The organism is Fructobacillus papyrifericola (assembly GCF_018437235.1).
In the GTDB taxonomy this organism is placed as follows: domain Bacteria; phylum Bacillota; class Bacilli; order Lactobacillales; family Lactobacillaceae; genus Fructobacillus; species Fructobacillus papyrifericola.
Genome location: NZ_JAAMFJ010000001.1, coordinates 541,845 through 558,355 on the forward strand (window position 1 = coordinate 541,845; position 16,511 = coordinate 558,355).

The following is a 16,511-nucleotide window of genomic DNA, read 5'->3' on the forward strand; positions in this document are numbered from 1 at the left end:
CATGCTTGTTTACACGCTGTAAAGGGGTCTCTTTAACTTTTTCTTAAAAAGTTTTTCGCCCTTCCACTAGCTTAGAATTGCTTTTGCAAAGGTGGCACCACTTGCTTCTTACGAGAAACAACGCCTGGCAAGTCAATCACGTTGTTTTCAAGCTTAGCGCCGAAGGCCTTTTCAATGGCAGCGGCTGCATCGCCCAAGTAAATGGCCTTTGAATTGGAGTTCAAGATGTCGGTAATGACCAACAAGAAGTCTTCGTAACCAGAAGCCTTCATGGCCTTTTCCAAGTCAGCTTGACGCTTCAAGACGTCATCGATATCAACCGTGTTAACTTGCCCAATGCGGAAGTCGTGTGAACCCATGGTAAAGGACTTGGCATCCCCTTCCAACAAGTCTTCATCGGACTTCTTTGACAGGTCCGTGCCGGCTTTTAGCATGGCCAAGCCGTAGGCTTCGATGTCGTCGATGCCAGCAATCTTAGCCAATTCTGGCAGAGCTTCTCGATCGACATCGGTCGTCGTTGGGCTCTTCAACAAAAGCGTGTCAGAGATCAAACCAGATGCCAGCAAACCAGCAATCTTTGCTGGAATGGCCAAGCCGGCTTGCTTGTATTCAAAGTACAAGATGGTTGAAACGGAACCCCAAGGCTTAGCCGTAATGTAAAGGGGCGTGCCGTTTTGGAAGTTAAACTTGTGGTGGTCGTAGATACCGTAAACCGTAACGTCGGCCAAGTTATCAACGGATTGGGCCGCTTCGTTGTGATCAACCAAGACAACTTCTTCCGTCGTAGCCTTTTCAATGATTGGCAAGGCCTGCAAACCAAAGTGGTCCAAGGCGAATTGCGTTTCAGCGTTTGGCTTTCCTTGCGCAACCGCTTCCGTATCCAATCCCTGTTGCTTCAACAAGTCAGCAGCAGCAATGGCGGAGGCTACCGTATCCATATCCGGACTCTTGTGTCCAAAAACTTGAATTTTTGCCATGTTCTCTTTCTCCTCAGTGCGGTAATCCGCTTGAATTCATCCCTATTGTATCAGGTCCAAAGACCTTTTTCCTAGTCCTCTTCAGACAAATCAAGGGCCTGGATGCTCTTGGCTTGTCCATCGGAAGCTGGCGTCAGCAAGGCCGATCCGTTAGCCGTCCGGTTGGACAGGCCGTGGTCCTGCAATTGAATGTCAAAAGTCTTGAAACGGTCGGTTTCGATGCGCAAAGCGCCTTCATCTTCAGGGATCACCGCCACTGCGGCAACGGCGTAGTGGACCGTCTTTCGTGGTGACAAGACCTGCATTCCCTTATTGGCCCGGTGCGATTCGGAAATCTCATCCAGGCGGGAATACTTGAAGGTTCCCTGGTTGGTAACCAAGGCCAGGTAAAGCATTTGCTTGTTAACAACCAAGGCGTTAACCACTTGGTCGCCCTCTGACAACTTCATGGCTTTGACACCGGCCGTCCGGGCGCCAACAACGGGCACTTCTTCAGCAGCAAAGCGCAATGCCAAGCCGTTTTCAGAAACGGTCATGACTTCGTCTTCTGCGTTAACGGGCGCCACGGTAATCAAACGAGCCTGGTCAGATTTGAGCTTCATGACGGTGGCCGACTTTTTCTTGTAAGACTTCGGCACCAGGTCTTTGACGAGCGACTGCTTGATGTAGCCGTCGTTTGAAGCCAGGAGCAAAGCCTGCTTTGAGGCTGGGTCATCAATGACCACGGCGGAAAGAATCGCTTCGTCTGGATTCCAGTTCGAAAGTGATTGGGAGAAGTGCTCCCCTGGTTCCTTCCACTTGAAATCGGCGATTTCATAGATTGGTCGGTAAATCAGGTTTCCTAAGTTCGTAAAGGCCAGCAGGTGCTGCGTCGTATTCACCGTTTGATTCAAGATGATTGGATCATCTTCGGCCAGACCGTTATCGTCGGCAGAGGCCTTGAAGGAACGCATTGACGAACGCTTCACGTAGCCGTTTGTTGAAAGCAGCAAGCGGACGTTTTCATCCGGTACCGTTACAGCCGTGTCGATGACCAAGGACTCGATTTCCTCTTCAATGACCGTTTGACGGGCCGTGGCGTATTCCTTTGAAATCGCCTTCAACTCATCGCGAATAACGGCGTGCAAGGCGGCCGTTTCGTTCAAAATCTTTTCAAGTTCGGCAATCTTCTTGGCCAGGGCGTCGTGCTCGTCTTGCAGCTGGGTCACGTCGGTGTTAGTCAAACGGTAGAGCTGCAGGGTCACGATGGCTTCGGCCTGTGGCTTGGTAAAGTCGTAGGCTTCAATCAGGTTTTGCGTGGCGTCCTTACGGTTCTTAGAAGAGCGGATGGTTTGCACCACTTCGTCCAAGATGGACAGCATCCGAATCAGCCCTTCAACGATGTGCTGACGGGCCTGGGCCTTCTTCAAGTCGTAGGCCGAACGCTTCAAGACAACGCTCTTTCGGAAGTCTAAGAAGGCCGTCAGACCGTTTTGCAAGGTAACCAAAACAGGCCGTTGGTCGTGAATGGCGACCATGTTGAAGTTGTAGGAAACCTGCAGGTCGGTCTTCTTAAAGAGGTAGGTCAAGATACCATCGGCCGAGGCATCCTTGGCCAATTCGATGACAATCGACATCCCGTTACGGTCCGATTCATCGCGGACTTCAGAAATTCCGGCGACTTCTTTATTCAAGCGAATCGCATCAATCTTGGCCACCAAAGTGGACTTGACCACTTCGTATGGAATTTCCGTGATTTCAATCTTCTGCTTACCACCCTTGAGCGGCGTCACTTCGGTCTTGGCACGAACAACGACGCGACCACGGCCGGTCTCATAGGCCTGCTTAATCCCGTCTAATCCCTGAATAATGCCCCCCGTTGGGAAATCCGGTCCCTTGACGAATTTCATCAAATCCGCCAAAGACGCTTCCGGATGATCCAACAGGTAGATCAAGGCATCGTTGATTTCCTTTAAGTTGTGTGGGGGAATATCCGTAGCATAACCGGCAGATATCCCCGTTGCCCCGTTTACAAAGAGGTTTGGAATTCGTGAAGGCAAAACGGTTGGTTCATAGGTCGTATCATCGAAGTTCAAGACCATTTCCACCGTGTCTTGGGCCAAATCCTTTAGGATTTCGCCCGAGACTTTGGCCAAACGAGACTCCGTGTATCGCATAGCGGCGGCCGGATCGTTATCGACCGAACCGTTGTTTCCGTTCATGTCAATCAGTGGTTCGCGGACCTTCCAGTCCTGTGACAAGCGAACCATAGCCTCGTAAATGGAGGAATCCCCGTGGGGGTGAAAGTTACCCATGATGTTTCCGACAGCCTTTGCAGACTTACGGTACGGGTGATCGTAGGTGTTGGAGTCCTGCTCCATGGCATACAAAATACGCCGTTGAACAGGCTTTAGTCCATCACGAATGTCGGGCAGGGCGCGTTCTTGAATAATGTACTTCGAATAACGTCCGAAGCGCTCGCCCATGACGGCTTCTAATGAAAGCTCGGTAATGCGGTCTGCCATTTGAGCAATCCCCTATCCTTTCGTAATCAGTGTTTAAAAGAGGTCCAGGTTTTCGAAGTTTTCTGGATTCTTCTTTTCAGCAGCTTCTTCTGCTGATTTGGCCTTAGCGGCTGGCTTTTTTTCTTTGTCGGCCGGAGCGCTGGCTGCTTGCGCCGCCTTTTTTTCGGTTGCCTCGTCAGCTTTCTTTGTTGACTCAGCCTTTTTCAAAGCCGCTTTTTCCGCAGCAATCCGCTTGGCCTCGGCCCGTTCGGCCTTGGCTGCCGGGCTGTTTTCAGCGACGTCGGCGACTTCTTCGGCTTCTGATTCACCGTGTGGGTCCTGGCCGGCCATCACCTGGTCAAAGACCTGGCTGGAATCAGAACCACCGGCCACGTTATCAAGAATCGATCCCTCTTCTTCGAGAGTGAACTGCACGTTCTTTTCAATCCATTGACGACGGGGGTCGACTTTGTCACCCATCAGCGTTGTCACGCGCTTTTCAGCTAACATGGCATCGTCGATCTTCACGCGAATCAAAGTCCGGGACTCGGGATCCATGGTTGTTTCCCAAAGCAGGGTCGCGTTCATTTCACCAAGTCCCTTAAAGCGGGTCAGCTCGTACTTGACCTTGGCTTCGGAAGTAATCTGCGCCAATTCGTCGTTGGTCCAGGCAAAGGAGTCGTCCTTCTTTCCCCGGTACTTAACGCGGTAGAGCGGTGGCAGGGCGATGTAGACCTTACCGGCCTCAATCAGCGGCCGCATATACTTATAGAAGAAAGTCAGCAGCAGGGTTTGAATGTGGGCCCCGTCGTCATCGGCATCGGTCATGATAATGACCTTGTCAAAGGCGGCGTTCTTAATGTTAAAGTCTGGTCCAACACCCGCCCCAATGGCGTAAATCAAAGTCGAGATTTCCTCGTTCTTCAAAATGTCGGCCAACTTGGCCTTCTGGGTGTTCAAGACTTTTCCACGGAGGGGCAAGATGGCCTGGAACTTACGGTCACGGCCTTGCTTGGCCGAACCACCGGCCGAATCACCCTCGACCAAGAAAAGTTCGTTCTTGTCGGCGTTTTTCGACTGGGCAGGCGCCAGCTTACCAGAAAGGAGACGTTCCTTCTTCCCCTTGGACTTGCCGGTTCTTGACTCTTCACGGGCCTTCCGGGCCGCTTCACGGGCCTCACTGGCACGCAGAGCCTTGCGGACAATCTTTTGACCAAAGTCCCCGTTTTCAAGCAGGAAGCGGGCCAGGGTTTCGTTCACAACGGAATCAACGGCCCCACGGGCTTCCGTAGTTCCCAGCTTATCCTTGGTCTGCCCTTCGAACTGCAGAATTTCTTCTGGCACCCGGAGGGAAATAACCGCGGACAAGCCTTCACGGACGTCAGACCCTTCCAGGTTCTTGTCCTTTTCCTTTAAGAGATTAACCCGGCGGGCATACTCGTTAAAGGCCTTGGTCCAGGCGGAGCGGAAGCCCATTTCATGGGTTCCCCCGTCCTGTGTCCGGACGTTGTTAACAAAGGAAAGCAGGGTTTCGGAATAGCCGTCGTTGTATTGCGCCGCAACGTCCACGACAATCCCGTCTTCCTTGCCTTCAAAAGTCATGACTGGTCCAAGGCCTTCCTTTTCCTCGTTCAAAAAGTCAACGAAGGACTGAAGACCATGCTCGTAGTGGTAGACTTCTTCACGGGCTGGTGACACGCGCTTATCGGTCAGGGTAAACTTCACGCCAGACATCAAAAAGGCCGCTTCACGCAAGCGTTCGGCTAGGGTATCAAACTTAAAGACCGTTGTTGAAAAAATGGAAGCGTCCGGCTTAAAGGTCACCGTCGTTCCCGTGTGGTCCTTGGTTGGACCCAAGTCGATCAAAGTGCCAACCGGCTTTCCACCCTTTTCAAAGGTTTCCTCAAAGCGGTGGCCATCACGAACGATGGTCACCTTTAAGGATTCTGACAGGGCGTTAACAACCGATGAGCCAACCCCGTGCAAGCCACCGGAAGTAGCGTAACCACCCTGACCAAACTTTCCTCCGGCGTGAAGGACCGTCAGGATAACTTCGGGTGTTGGTTTTCCTGAGGCGTGCATGCCGACCGGCATTCCACGACCCTGATCGGAAACCGTGATGGCGTTGTTTTCTTCGATTGTGACTTCAATGTCGTCGCCATAGCCACCCAAGGCTTCGTCGACGGCGTTGTCCACAATTTCATAAACCAGGTGGTGGAGGCCACGACCGTCAGTCGACCCGATGTACATACCGGGACGCTTCCGAACGGCTTCCAAACCTTCCAGGATTTTAATCGAATCTGCATCGTAATGTCTTTGCTCTGTCACAGTGATCATCCTTTATCTTCGTTTTCAAAAGCGGGACGCAGCCCCTACTTTTGGCAATCTACCTTATCATAGATTAAAAATTAAAAACTGACAACAAAAAAATTGGGCGACTTTTTAAAAAAGATTCCTTAATGGAAGCCGTAAAAAGTCGGTCAACTTAAAAAGAATTGCTTAGAATCAACCAAAAGCGCTCGTCTGTGGTAAAATATTAGCTGCTTTTAAAAAAGGAGTTTTTACAAATGGAAAAAACAATCATGGTTTTTGTACTGGCCTACTTCATTGGGTCCCTAGTGCCTGGTTACTGGATTGGAAAGATTTTCTTCCATAAAGATATTCGAAACGAAGGATCGGGAAACATCGGAACAACCAACGCCTTCCGCATCCTCGGTCCCGTGGCCGGCTGCTTCGTTCTGGCCTTTGACATCTTAAAGGGGGCTTTTGCGGCCTTGCTACCTAGCTTCTTTGGCCTAGACATCAACGTCATGTTGGTTGGCCTCTTCGCCATCATTGGTCACACCTACTCCGTCTGGATTGGTTTCAAGGGTGGTAAGGCCGTGGCAACCTCGGCCGGAGTTCTGTCCGTTTATAACGGTCCCCTCTTCTGGATGGTCTGCGCAGTCTTTGTTTCCTGCCTGATTCTCTTCTCCATGGTTTCGGTAGCCTCAATGGTTGGCTTCTCTTTTGCCTCCGTCATGTCGGTTTTCTACTACCATGACTTGGTGCTTTCCATCATCGCCATTGTCTTGACCGGCTTTGTCTTCTACCGCCATCGTCAAAACATCGGCCGAATCCTCTCTGGAAATGAATCAACCATCCCCTTTGGCCTGGTCTACTGGCTGAAGAAATCTTAATTAACATGAAAAAGTCGTCTAGCAAGAGCTAGACGACTTTTTCATTTACTTCAATTTTCGTGCCGGTAACTTTAACCGTTGCCAAACATCCGGCTGCAAGCGGCGCAAGAAGAGCGTGCCGTGCAAAGTCAGCAGGACGGCGTCGACCAAGTTCATCTTGACGATGTAGAGAATCAAGAAGAGCAAAGTCGTCGGTGGCAAGAGCAGCAAGACAAAGATAATCCAGGCCCGTTCAAAGCCCCACTTTCCCTTTAAATACTTCTTTTGCAAAGCACTTGGCTGAAAAGGCTGTAAGTCTTCTTCTACAACTGGCTGTTTTTTTGTTTCTCGGTATGCCCTCCACCAAAAGTAGGCCGGTAAAATGGTCGTGATGAAGAGACCCAGCCACCAGGCAAGTGGATTTGTCAGAGTAATTTTAGGCAGGGGAAAGAAAAATTTTCCAAGCCAGAGAATCGTGCCAATAATGGCCGAAATCAAAAAAACAATGAAGAGGGCTAAATCATAGCCGCTCTTCTTTTTTAGCGCCACTTTGGCATAGGCCTCTGTTGAAGGGGTGTAATAAATGGTCTGATCCTGCTCACCATCCTTCAGTGGCACCAGGCGGATTGGGGTGTTGGACACGGAGTCCTCCTCACTTTCTCTTTTTAATTAGTGGATGGTCCGTTTAACATCGTAAACGGAGTGCTGGGCAGCCAGTGAATCAATGATGCCGTTCAGCTGGGCCAGGTTGGCAACACCAAGGGAGGCTTGCACCTGGACCATGCCACCACGGGTCACGTGCCCGTTGATTTCTTTGATGAAGCGGGTCTTGGCGTTCAATGACTTAAGCAGCGTGTTCAAGATGCCCGGTTCGTTTTCGGCATGGATGGTCAAATCGGCCGTGTAATCAGGTCGCTGACCGTTTGGATCGGCCCAGATAACATCAACCAAGCGCTCACCAGCCTTTTGTGCTGCGTGAATGTTTGGACAGTCAAAGCGGTGAACGGCGACCCCACGCCCCTGCGTGATGTAGCCTGTCACGTTGTCACCCGGAACCGGCGTGCAGCACTTGGCCAGGTGAACAAGCAGGCTATCGATACCGGCAATGACAACATCGGACTCAGAACCCTGCTGCTTGACTTTGGGCTGCTGGGCCTCCTTCTTTAAAGCGCCCCCCTCTTCGAGCAAACGCTTTTGCAATTCTTCAGCTTCCTTGGCCTCCCGGGCTTCACGATCGGCTCTGGTCAGTTCGCGAACCACGGCCAGGCGGGTCAAATCACCATAGCCAACCGCAGCCAGCAAATCGTCCTTGGTGCCGGATTGGAAGGTATCGGCGACTTCCTGGAGCTTCTCGTCCGTGATAAAGTCGTTGACGTCATAGCCCTTATCAAAGAGTTCCTTCGAAATGGCATCCAGACCCGACTGAATGTTGTCAGCCCGGTCCAGTTTCTTCAACGATGACTTAATCTTATGACGGGCCTTGCGGGTCTTGACCAAGTCCAGCCAGTCACGAGATGGCTGGGCGTTTGGGCTGGTCAGGATCTCCATGATGTCCCCGTTTTGGATTTGGTAGTCCAGTGGGACAATGCGGCCGTTGGCCTTGGCACCCGTCGTGTGGGCCCCGACGTTTGAATGGATGGCAAAGGCCATGTCCAAAGGACCGGCCCCCTGGGCGAGTTCGTAAACATCCCCGGCCGGTGAAAAGGCGTAAACCCGGTCCACAAAGAGATCCGTTTGAACGGAGTCCATGAAATCCTGGGCATCTTCTGCCGATTCCTGGAATTCCAAGATTCCCTGAATCATGTTGAGCACTTGTTCGGACTGATCGGTCACGTTGGCCTGCTGATCCGAGCCCTTGTTCTTCTTGTAGGCCCAGTGCGCCGCCACACCAAACTCGGCCACCTGGTGCATCTTGTATGTACGGATTTGCACCTCGAGGGGACGGCCACCCGGTCCAATGACCGTGGTGTGCAGTGACTGATAGCCGTTTGGCTTTGGCAGGGCAATGTAGTCCTTGAAACGGCCGGGCAAAGGCTTCCAATGGGCGTGAATGGCCCCCAAGACGGCGTAGGTATCGGTCAGGTTTTCCGTCAGTACACGAATGGCTGACAGGTCATAAATTTCGTCAAAAGACTTGTGCTTGTCGACCAGCTTCCGGTAAATGGAATAAATGTGCTTGGGACGGCCGTAGACGGACACATCTTCAATGTGCAGTTCATCAATGCTCTGCTCAATTTGGTCAATGGCCTCTTGAATGACGGCCAAGCGTTCGTCACGCTTCATCGACATCATGCTGGCAATCTTGTGGTAGGCATCCGGCTCCAAATAGGAAAGGGACAAATCTTCCAGCTCCCACTTGATGGCCGAAATACCGAGTCGGTCGGCCAGTGGCGCATAGATGGACAGGGTTTCCTGCGAAATTCGCCGCTGCTTTTCCGGACGCAGAGCATCCAGGGTCCGCATGTTGTGCAGGCGATCGGCCAGCTTAACGATGATCACCCGGATGTCTTTGGCCATGGCCAAGAGAAGCTTCCGATGGTTTTCGGCCAGCTGGACTTTGGAATCCTGGTACTTGATTTTCGAAATCTTCGTCACGCCATCGACAATGCGCCCGACAACGGGGCCAAAGCGGTCGACCACGTCCTCCAAAGTCACCGGCGTGTCTTCCACGATGTCGTGCAAAAAGCCGGCCACAATCGTTGGGCCATCCATCTTCAGTTCGGCCAGAATGCCAGCCACTTGAATGGGGTGGGCAATGTAGGGAATGCCTGACTGGCGCTTTTGTTCCTTATGCAGGTCACGGGCCCATTCATAGGCGTCCGTCACCGCTTTCAGCTGCTCTTCTGGTAGGTAATCGGCCACCATGGTTAACACATCATTGGCTTGATATTCCTTGTGTTTCGTCATGGAACCCCCCTTTCACGACACATTGGTCAATTGCTTATAGATAAGTTTCATTATAAGGGAAGCATAGGAGAGACACAAGAAAGGATTTGTCCCCCCTTTCCCTTTTGCTATGGGCATTCCACTCTCTTTTGTTTAATTAGAAAGTTCGGTCGAATTTAGCCCAAAATCCTCCTGAAAATCTTTCAAAAAAAGAGTAAGATATTTTCATAGTCAACACGTTTTTAAGGAGGGGTCATGACCCAACAAGAACACCCAATCGATTGGAAGCGAAACATGTGGATCATCTGGCTAGCCGTCATGATGTCCGGTGTCGCCTTTTCCGAAATCATTCCTTTTCTTTCCCTCTACATTGAAACCATGGGAAACTTTACAAAGGACCAGCTCAACTTTTATTCAGGTGCCGCCTTTGCTGTCACCTTCTTAGTTTCTGCCATTGTCTCGCCACTCTGGGGAAAGCTAGCCGATAAAAAGGGGCGCAAACTAATGATGATGCGTGCCGCTTTGGGGCTGGCCATTGTGATGGCCTTGACCGGCTTTAGCCAAAACGTCTGGCAACTTATTTTCTTGCGAGGTCTGCAGGGGGCGCTTGGTGGTTTTGTTTCGAACTCCAACGCACTGATTGCCACCCAAACGCCAAAGGAACAAGTTGGCCGTGCCCTTGGCATCGTTGTCACTGGCTTTACTGGTGGTACCTTAATTGGCCCCTTGATCGGTGGTTCGTTAGCCGCCTTTCTCTCCTACCGGCAAATTTTTTTGATTACGGCATCGATTTTCCTTGTCATCTTTATCTTCATTTGGCTGCTGGTCGAAGAAAAGGTGCCAGAAAAGGAACCGGAAGAAAACAAGGCAAAGCCAACTGTTCGTTTGCGTGACCTAAGTAACTGGCGGGTATTGGTTGCCCTTTTCGTGACGACCATGTTAGTTCAAATCGTCAACAATGCCATCAACCCCATCGTTGCTCTCTTTGTTCGCGAAGTGCTGGCTGGCCACGCCAACATTACTTTCATCACGGGTGTTGTCGCTGCCATGCCGGGTTGTGCCACTTTCATTTTCGCCTCCTGGTTTGGCCGCTTAGGCGACCGAATTGGAACCAAGTTTATGCTGCAGATGGGCTTTGTCTTGGCCGTTATCGCCTTTATCCCAACGGCCTTTGTCACGACGATTTTCTGGCTGCTCTTCTTCCGCTTTGCTGTTGGAATTGCGGATGCGACCCTGCTGCCTGCCATTCAAACACTCCTGTCGAGAAACAGTCCCGACGAGATGATTTCAAGGGTCTTCTCCTACAACCAATCCTTTCAATCAATTGGGTCGGTTCTTGGTCCGCTCTGTGGTACAGCCATTGCCTCTTTCTTTGATTACCGGGCAATCTTCCTCTTCACAGCTGCCGTTATGGCCCTAAACGGCCTACTCTTCTTCTTTAATATTTTCCGTAATAAAACAGTTCACTAAGTTCAACTAAAAAGTCCTCCGAGCGCGCTCGGAGGACTTTTTCAATGGCTTTTTAATAGTTCATAAAGTAGTTATCGAGTTCCCACTTGGAAATAAATTGACGATAAGACGTGTATTCGATTCGCTTGGCTTCGATGAACTTATCGATGATGTGCGTACCGATGGCGTCGATGACCACTTCGTCTTCTTCCAATTCTTCCAAGGCGTCTAAGAGCGTGTCAGGCAGGTTTTGAATACCAGCCTTCTTCCGTTCGTTTTCGTCCATCAAGTAGATGTTCTTATCAACGGAAGCCGTTGGCTCCATTCGCTGTTCGATTCCGTCCAATCCAGAAGAAAGGATAGCGGCCAAACAAGTGTAGGGGTTGGTCGTTGGATCAACCGTGCGCAGTTCCAGGCGGGTTGCCAAACCACGTGAGGCTGGCACACGAACCATTGGCGAACGGTTAGAAGCTGACCAAGCAATGTAAACCGGCGCTTCAAAACCGGGCGTCAAGCGCTTGTAGGAGTTAACCGTTGGGTTGGCAATGGCCGTCAAAGCCGGCGCGTGCTTCAAAACACCTCCCAAGAAGTGCAAAGCCGTGTCCGACAAGCCCAAGTAGTCATCATCTTTTCCAGTAAAGGCGTTGCCCTCTTCGTTAAAGAGCGACATGTTCACGTGCATACCGGAACCGTTGATGCCGGCCACCGGCTTTGGCATGAAGGTAGCGTAGTAGCCGTTTTTGCGCGCAATCGTCTTCACCACCAACTTGAAGGTCTGAATCTTATCAGCCGCGTCCAAGGCATCGTCGTAACGGAAGTCGACTTCGTGTTGACCGGCGGCGACTTCGTGATGGGCGGCTTCGACTTCAAAGCCCATCTCTTCTAGCGTCAAGACGATTTCACGACGGACGTCTTCACCACTGTCCAGAGGGGCCAAGTCAAAGTAGGAACCATGGTCGTTTAATTCCATGGTTGGCTTTCCCTGTTCATCCAACTTAAAGAGGAAGAATTCGGGTTCGGGGCCGATGTTGAATTCCGTGAAGCCTTGATCCTTGGCGCGCTTAACAGCCTTCTTCAAGGCAATCCGAGGATCGCCCGCAAAGGGTGTCCGGTCCTTGTTGTAGACGTCGGCAATCAAGCGGGCGACTTTCCCACCGTGTGCATCGGTTGCCCAAGGAAAAATCATGAAAGTCGATAGATCAGGATAGAGGTACATGTCCGATTCGTTGATGCGAACAAAGCCCTCAATCGATGAACCGTCAAACATCAAATCGTTGTTTAACACCTTGTCCAACTGTGAGGCCGGTACTTCGACGTTTTTAATCGTCCCCAGCACGTCGGTAAAGGTCACCCGAATGAATTCGACCTTTTCTTCGGCAACCTTGGCCTTGATTTCTTCTTTTGTCATGAACTGTTGTGTCATCTTATCCCCCCGTATGATGATTCATTGGTCTGAATGGCTTTCTTAAGGTTGATTAAAGCGGGCAATTTGCGCAAATTCGTCCTGCAAAGAACGGCGAAGGGACGAATTGACATCCTCTTCCCTGGCCTTTTGCAAGCGCTCGGCCTTATCAAAGAGCTCCTTAATGTCCTTGGTGGAGTCACCAGCGTCCAAGTGGTCTTTAATTCGCAAGAGTTGATCGATGTCGTTCAAGGAAAAGCGGCGCTGGCCACCCTTTCCACGTTCTGGTTTCACCAGGCCGTGTTCCTCGTAGTAGCGAATCTGACGGTCCGTTAGCAAGGTCAGTTCACGAACAACCGACATTGGCAGGACCGCTTTATTTCGTTGTAATTCAGAACTTTTCACGATACATCCTCCCCCTTGCTAATGATAATAGCTGAAAGAACCAAGACTGTCTTGAAATTGGTCAGCTTTCTTAACCTCGCCCACCGAATTGGTATGGGAATTGGTCTAGTTAAAAGTGCCGCCAATCCCCCAACAAAAGTCCGCTGTTACCCATAGTATAACCTTTTTTCTAGCAAAAAAGAGCCGAATTGGTCGACTCTTTTCAATCACTTACTTTGCTTCGTACCAAGTTGGTCCAGCGTGGGATTCCACCTTGAGCGGAATGGCCAGCTTAACCGCCTGGTCCATTACCGTTGTCACGGTTTCACGCAGCTGATCAAGTTCTTCTGTTGGACACTCGAAGACCAATTCATCGTGAACCTGCACGAGCATCCGGGCCTGCAGGCCCTTTTCTTGGATGGCCCGGTCGACTTTGATCATGGCGATCTTGATGATGTCGGCGGCCGATCCTTGAATTGGTGAGTTCATGGCCGTCCGTTCGGCAAAGGAGCGGGTATTAAAGTTCTTGGCGTTGATGTCAGGCAAGTAGCGGCGACGGTGTTCAATCGTTTCGACAAAGCCGTCCTTGTGGGCCTTTTCCTTAATGGCATCCATCCACTGGTGGATCTTTGGGAACTCCTGGAAATAGGTCTCAATGAAGGACTTGGCGTCCTTTCTGGCAATGTTGAGGTTCTTTGACAGGCCAAAGTCCGAAATCCCATAGACGATTCCGAAGTTCACCGCCTTGGCCGTCCGCCGTTGGTCGGCATCAACCGGCGCATCGTCTGCTAAGCCGAAGACTTTGCGGGCCGTTTCGGCGTGGATGTCCTCGTCTTCCACAAAGGCGTGCTCCATGGCCGGGTCCCCGGTAATCGAGGCCAACACGCGGAGCTCAATCTGTGAGTAATCAGCACCGAAGATTAACCAATCGGGCTTTGAAGGGACAAAGGCGTGGCGAATCTTCCGCCCCTCTTCCGTGCGCATTGGAATGTTTTGCAGGTTGGGATCAACCGATGACAATCGACCGGTCTGCGTCAACGTCTGCAAGAAGCGGGTGTGGACTTTCTGGTCCGCCTGGTCGACAACGGCCAAAAGACCGTCCACGTAGGTTGACTTCAGCTTGGCCAACTGTCGGTAGGCCAGAATGTGTTCAACAATTGGCGCCTGTGGGGCCAGCTTTTCTAAGACTTCAACGGCCGTGGAATAGCCGGTCTTTGTCTTCTTAATGACTGGGAGGCCCATTTTATCAAAAAGCAGGGTTCCCAACTGCTTGGTGGAGTTAATGTTAAACTCTTCGCCCGCCATTTGGAAAATTTCTTCCTTCAAAGAAGCAATTTTTTCATCCATTTCCTGGCCCATTTTGGCCAAGCGGTCCTGGTTGACTTTGAAGCCGCGGGCTTCCATCTTGGCTAAGACAAAGGAAAGTGGTAATTCAATGTCTGAATAGAGGTGGCCCTGTTCGTGTTCATCGAGGTCCGAAAAGGCCTGGTCACGCAAGTCAAAGACCGTTTGGGCCTTGTGGCCGACGTGGTCTTCAACCACCTCAGCCTCTTCTGGGACGGCAAACTTGGCCCCCTTGCCGTAAATTTCCTCGTCTGTGGCCAAATAGCGGCCAAAACGGCCAGCCAGCGTCGACAAGACGTTATCGTTACCAACCGTATCCAAGAGATAGGCCACTAACAAAAAGTCAAAGTCGACACCGTGAAGCGTTAATCCCAGACGGTGCAAAAGCACCCAGTGGGCCTTGGCGTTAAAAAGTCGGAGCTGAATGCGGTCACTTTCGATAATGGTCCGCAAGTCGTCATGATCAAAGAGGGTGAAGTCGCGACTGGCAAAGTAGCCAACCTTGTCGTTTCCCAAGGCAAAGGCAATCATGTCGGCCTGGTGGTAGTTCTCCCCCGTCGTGTCGATATGGAAGGCCAATTGGTCTTCTTCGACCAATTTTTTTAGGGATGCCTCCGTCAATGTTGAAACCTTGGCGAAGTCCCCCTGCTTTTGCTCGGAGGCATCGGCGGCTTCCCCGAGGTCATCACCCAAGAGCGATTGGGAACGGAGCTTGTTTAATGCCTGGCGGAAATGGAGCTTTTCAAAAAGTTCGACCAAGCCCTTTTCCTTGGGGCCGTTGTAGGCGATGTCAGACAGGCCGATTTCCAGCTTCGCATCGGTAATGATGGTGGCCAGCTTGCGAGCCCGATAGGCGACATCCTTATCGTTAATCAGGTTTTCCTTCATCTTGGAAGGCTTCATCTCATCAACATGGGCGTAGAGGTTATCCAGATCGTGATATTCCTTCAAGAGCTTCAGCGCCGTCTTTTCGCCGACTTTGGTAACGCCCGGATAGTTATCCGAGGTATCGCCAGTCAAGGCCTTTTTATCAATAATCTGTTCGGGCGTAATGCCAAACTTTTCCATGATAAAGTCGGGCGTGTAAACTTCGACCTGGGTGACCCCCTTTTTCGTCAACTTCACCGTCACATCATCGGTTACCAGCTGGGTCAAGTCTTGGTCACCAGTAATGATGATGACTTGGTCACCGGCCTTTTGACCAACCCGGGACAAAGTTCCGATAATGTCGTCAGCCTCTAAGCCCATCTGCTCGTAGTTGTGCAAGCCGTGGGCTTCCACCATCTCACGCAGGTATGGGAACTGCTCCTTGAATTCGGCCGGGGCCTTGTCACGTCCGGCCTTATAGTCGGCGTACAAATCACCTCGGAAAGTCTCCCGTCCGGAGCGAGCATCCCAGGCCACTAAGCCCATGTCTGGTTGCATGGGCAAAACAATGGACTCTAAGAAGTTGTTGAAGGCGACCAGCGCGTTCGTGTGCAAGCCCTCTGGTGTCACCATCCGGTCCAGCTGCTGATACATGGCGTAAAAGGCACGGAAGGCCAGTGAATTACCGTCGATTAAAAGAATCTTTTTACTCATTAAGTACCCCTTGTTTATCTCCTTCGATTTTAGCATAAAAAAACACTCGCCGAAGCGAGTGTTTTACTTGCCTTAGTTACGGTTATCACCAAACAACTGAAGCAAGGAATAGAAGATGTTGATAAAGTCCAAGTAGAGCATCAAAGCCCCTACAACGGCAACACCGGTCAACTGACTTTCACCAGCGCCTGAACCGGCCATTTGCACGTAGGCCTGACGCAACATGTTGTTATCGTAAGCCGTGTACAGAGCAAAGATCACAACAGAAGCGATGGAAACCAAGAATTGCAAGCCGCTTGAAGCCAAGAAGATGTTAATCAATGAAGCAACAATCAAGCCAATCAGCAGGCCAAAGAGAATTGAGCCCATGCCGGCCAGTGACTTCTTCGTGAAGAAGCCGTAGGCTGCCATACCACCAAACAAAGCGGCCGTTGAGGCAAAGGCTGCCAAAACGGAAGCGCCCGTGTAGTAGGCCAAGAGAATGCCTAGGGTCAAGCCCTGCGCAACCGCAAAAGTCATCAGCAGGCCAAAGGCCTTGGCCGGGTTATTCTTGAACGAAGCCCCACGAATCATTCCCACCAGAACCAATTCAATGGCCACGATGGCAATGGTACCGACCCATGAGCCGGCAAAGAGCGACAGTACCTGTGGTAGGAAGAAAGTCTGGACGATGTAGCCCGAAACGGCCGTCACCGCCAAGGCAATGGCCATGTAGCCGTAAACCTTTTGGAAGAAAAGCTTCATTCCCGTATCAGCACCCGTCACGTCGCGACGGTCGTTGAAATCAAAATTATTCATTCGTTGCCTCCTCTAAAAATCTAAATTACTTGAAAATATTCTATTAAAT

General features: G+C 51.0%; 10 protein-coding genes and 1 pseudogene. 2 read left to right on the forward strand and 9 right to left on the reverse strand.

Annotated elements, in window-relative coordinates; translation table 11 throughout:
- Window positions 1-71: 71 nt before the first annotated feature.
- From G6R28_RS02570 to parE, 3 genes and pseudogenes are all read right to left on the reverse strand, one after another.
- Window positions 72-977 (reverse strand): manganese-dependent inorganic pyrophosphatase, encoded by a 906-nt coding sequence (locus tag G6R28_RS02570; protein ID WP_213792664.1) that lies wholly within the window; start codon window positions 975-977, stop codon window positions 72-74.
- A 71-nt stretch (window positions 978-1,048) separates the two neighbouring features.
- On the reverse strand, window positions 1,049-3,481 hold the full coding sequence (gene parC, locus G6R28_RS02575) for a DNA topoisomerase IV subunit A (RefSeq protein WP_213792665.1): 2,433 nt from the start codon (window positions 3,479-3,481) through the stop codon (window positions 1,049-1,051).
- A gap of 330 nt (window positions 3,482-3,811) precedes the next feature.
- Window positions 3,812-5,788: pseudogene (gene parE, locus G6R28_RS02580) on the reverse strand (DNA topoisomerase IV subunit B); the annotation flags it as partial.
- Window positions 5,789-6,027: 239 nt separating this feature from the next.
- Between parE and plsY the strand changes: the two are divergent.
- Complete coding sequence (gene plsY, locus G6R28_RS02585; protein ID WP_213792666.1) at window positions 6,028-6,639, forward strand: glycerol-3-phosphate 1-O-acyltransferase PlsY; 612 nt, start codon at window positions 6,028-6,030, stop codon at window positions 6,637-6,639.
- 45 nt (window positions 6,640-6,684) lie between these two features.
- Here the strand turns inward: plsY and G6R28_RS02590 are convergent, their stop codons facing one another.
- Complete coding sequence (locus G6R28_RS02590; RefSeq protein ID WP_213792667.1) at window positions 6,685-7,260, reverse strand: hypothetical protein; 576 nt, start codon at window positions 7,258-7,260, stop codon at window positions 6,685-6,687.
- A 27-nt stretch (window positions 7,261-7,287) separates the two neighbouring features.
- Window positions 7,288-9,525: a RelA/SpoT family protein gene (locus tag G6R28_RS02595; protein WP_213792668.1), complete on the reverse strand. Its 2,238-nt coding sequence runs from the start codon at window positions 9,523-9,525 to the stop codon at window positions 7,288-7,290.
- A 234-nt stretch (window positions 9,526-9,759) separates the two neighbouring features.
- Between G6R28_RS02595 and G6R28_RS02600 the strand changes: the two genes are divergently transcribed.
- On the forward strand, window positions 9,760-10,974 hold the full coding sequence (locus tag G6R28_RS02600; RefSeq protein WP_213792669.1) for an MFS transporter: 1,215 nt from the start codon (window positions 9,760-9,762) through the stop codon (window positions 10,972-10,974).
- Window positions 10,975-11,026: 52 nt separating this feature from the next.
- Here the strand turns inward: G6R28_RS02600 and glnA are convergent, their stop codons facing one another.
- The 4 genes from glnA to G6R28_RS02620 all read right to left on the reverse strand — a co-directional run bounded on the left by glnA (window position 11,027) and on the right by G6R28_RS02620 (window position 16,462).
- Complete coding sequence (gene glnA, locus G6R28_RS02605; protein ID WP_213792670.1) at window positions 11,027-12,376, reverse strand: type I glutamate--ammonia ligase; 1,350 nt, start codon at window positions 12,374-12,376, stop codon at window positions 11,027-11,029.
- A gap of 42 nt (window positions 12,377-12,418) precedes the next feature.
- A complete protein-coding gene (locus tag G6R28_RS02610) occupies window positions 12,419-12,760 on the reverse strand; it encodes a MerR family transcriptional regulator (RefSeq protein WP_213792671.1) in 342 nt (113 codons plus the stop codon).
- Between the two features lie 210 nt (window positions 12,761-12,970).
- Window positions 12,971-15,664: a DNA polymerase I gene (gene polA, locus G6R28_RS02615; protein WP_213792672.1), complete on the reverse strand. Its 2,694-nt coding sequence runs from the start codon at window positions 15,662-15,664 to the stop codon at window positions 12,971-12,973.
- Window positions 15,665-15,736: 72 nt separating this feature from the next.
- Window positions 15,737-16,462, reverse strand: coding sequence for a Bax inhibitor-1/YccA family protein (locus G6R28_RS02620; protein ID WP_213792673.1), 726 nt, complete (start codon window positions 16,460-16,462; stop codon window positions 15,737-15,739).
- Window positions 16,463-16,511: the final 49 nt, after the last annotated feature.

What these genes read in the sequence shown, in the direction of transcription:
- G6R28_RS02570 (WP_213792664.1), bottom strand. Translation starts at nt 977, where the DNA reads ATGGCAAAAATTCAAGTTTTTGGACACAAGAGTCCGGATATGGATACG.
- parC (WP_213792665.1), bottom strand. Translation starts at nt 3,481, where the DNA reads ATGGCAGACCGCATTACCGAGCTTTCATTAGAAGCCGTCATGGGCGAG.
- plsY (WP_213792666.1), top strand. Translation starts at nt 6,028, where the DNA reads ATGGAAAAAACAATCATGGTTTTTGTACTGGCCTACTTCATTGGGTCC.
- G6R28_RS02595 (WP_213792668.1), bottom strand. Translation starts at nt 9,525, where the DNA reads ATGACGAAACACAAGGAATATCAAGCCAATGATGTGTTAACCATGGTG.
- G6R28_RS02600 (WP_213792669.1), top strand. Translation starts at nt 9,760, where the DNA reads ATGACCCAACAAGAACACCCAATCGATTGGAAGCGAAACATGTGGATC.
- glnA (WP_213792670.1), bottom strand. Translation starts at nt 12,376, where the DNA reads ATGACACAACAGTTCATGACAAAAGAAGAAATCAAGGCCAAGGTTGCC.
- polA (WP_213792672.1), bottom strand. Translation starts at nt 15,664, where the DNA reads ATGAGTAAAAAGATTCTTTTAATCGACGGTAATTCACTGGCCTTCCGT.
- G6R28_RS02620 (WP_213792673.1), bottom strand. Translation starts at nt 16,462, where the DNA reads ATGAATAATTTTGATTTCAACGACCGTCGCGACGTGACGGGTGCTGAT.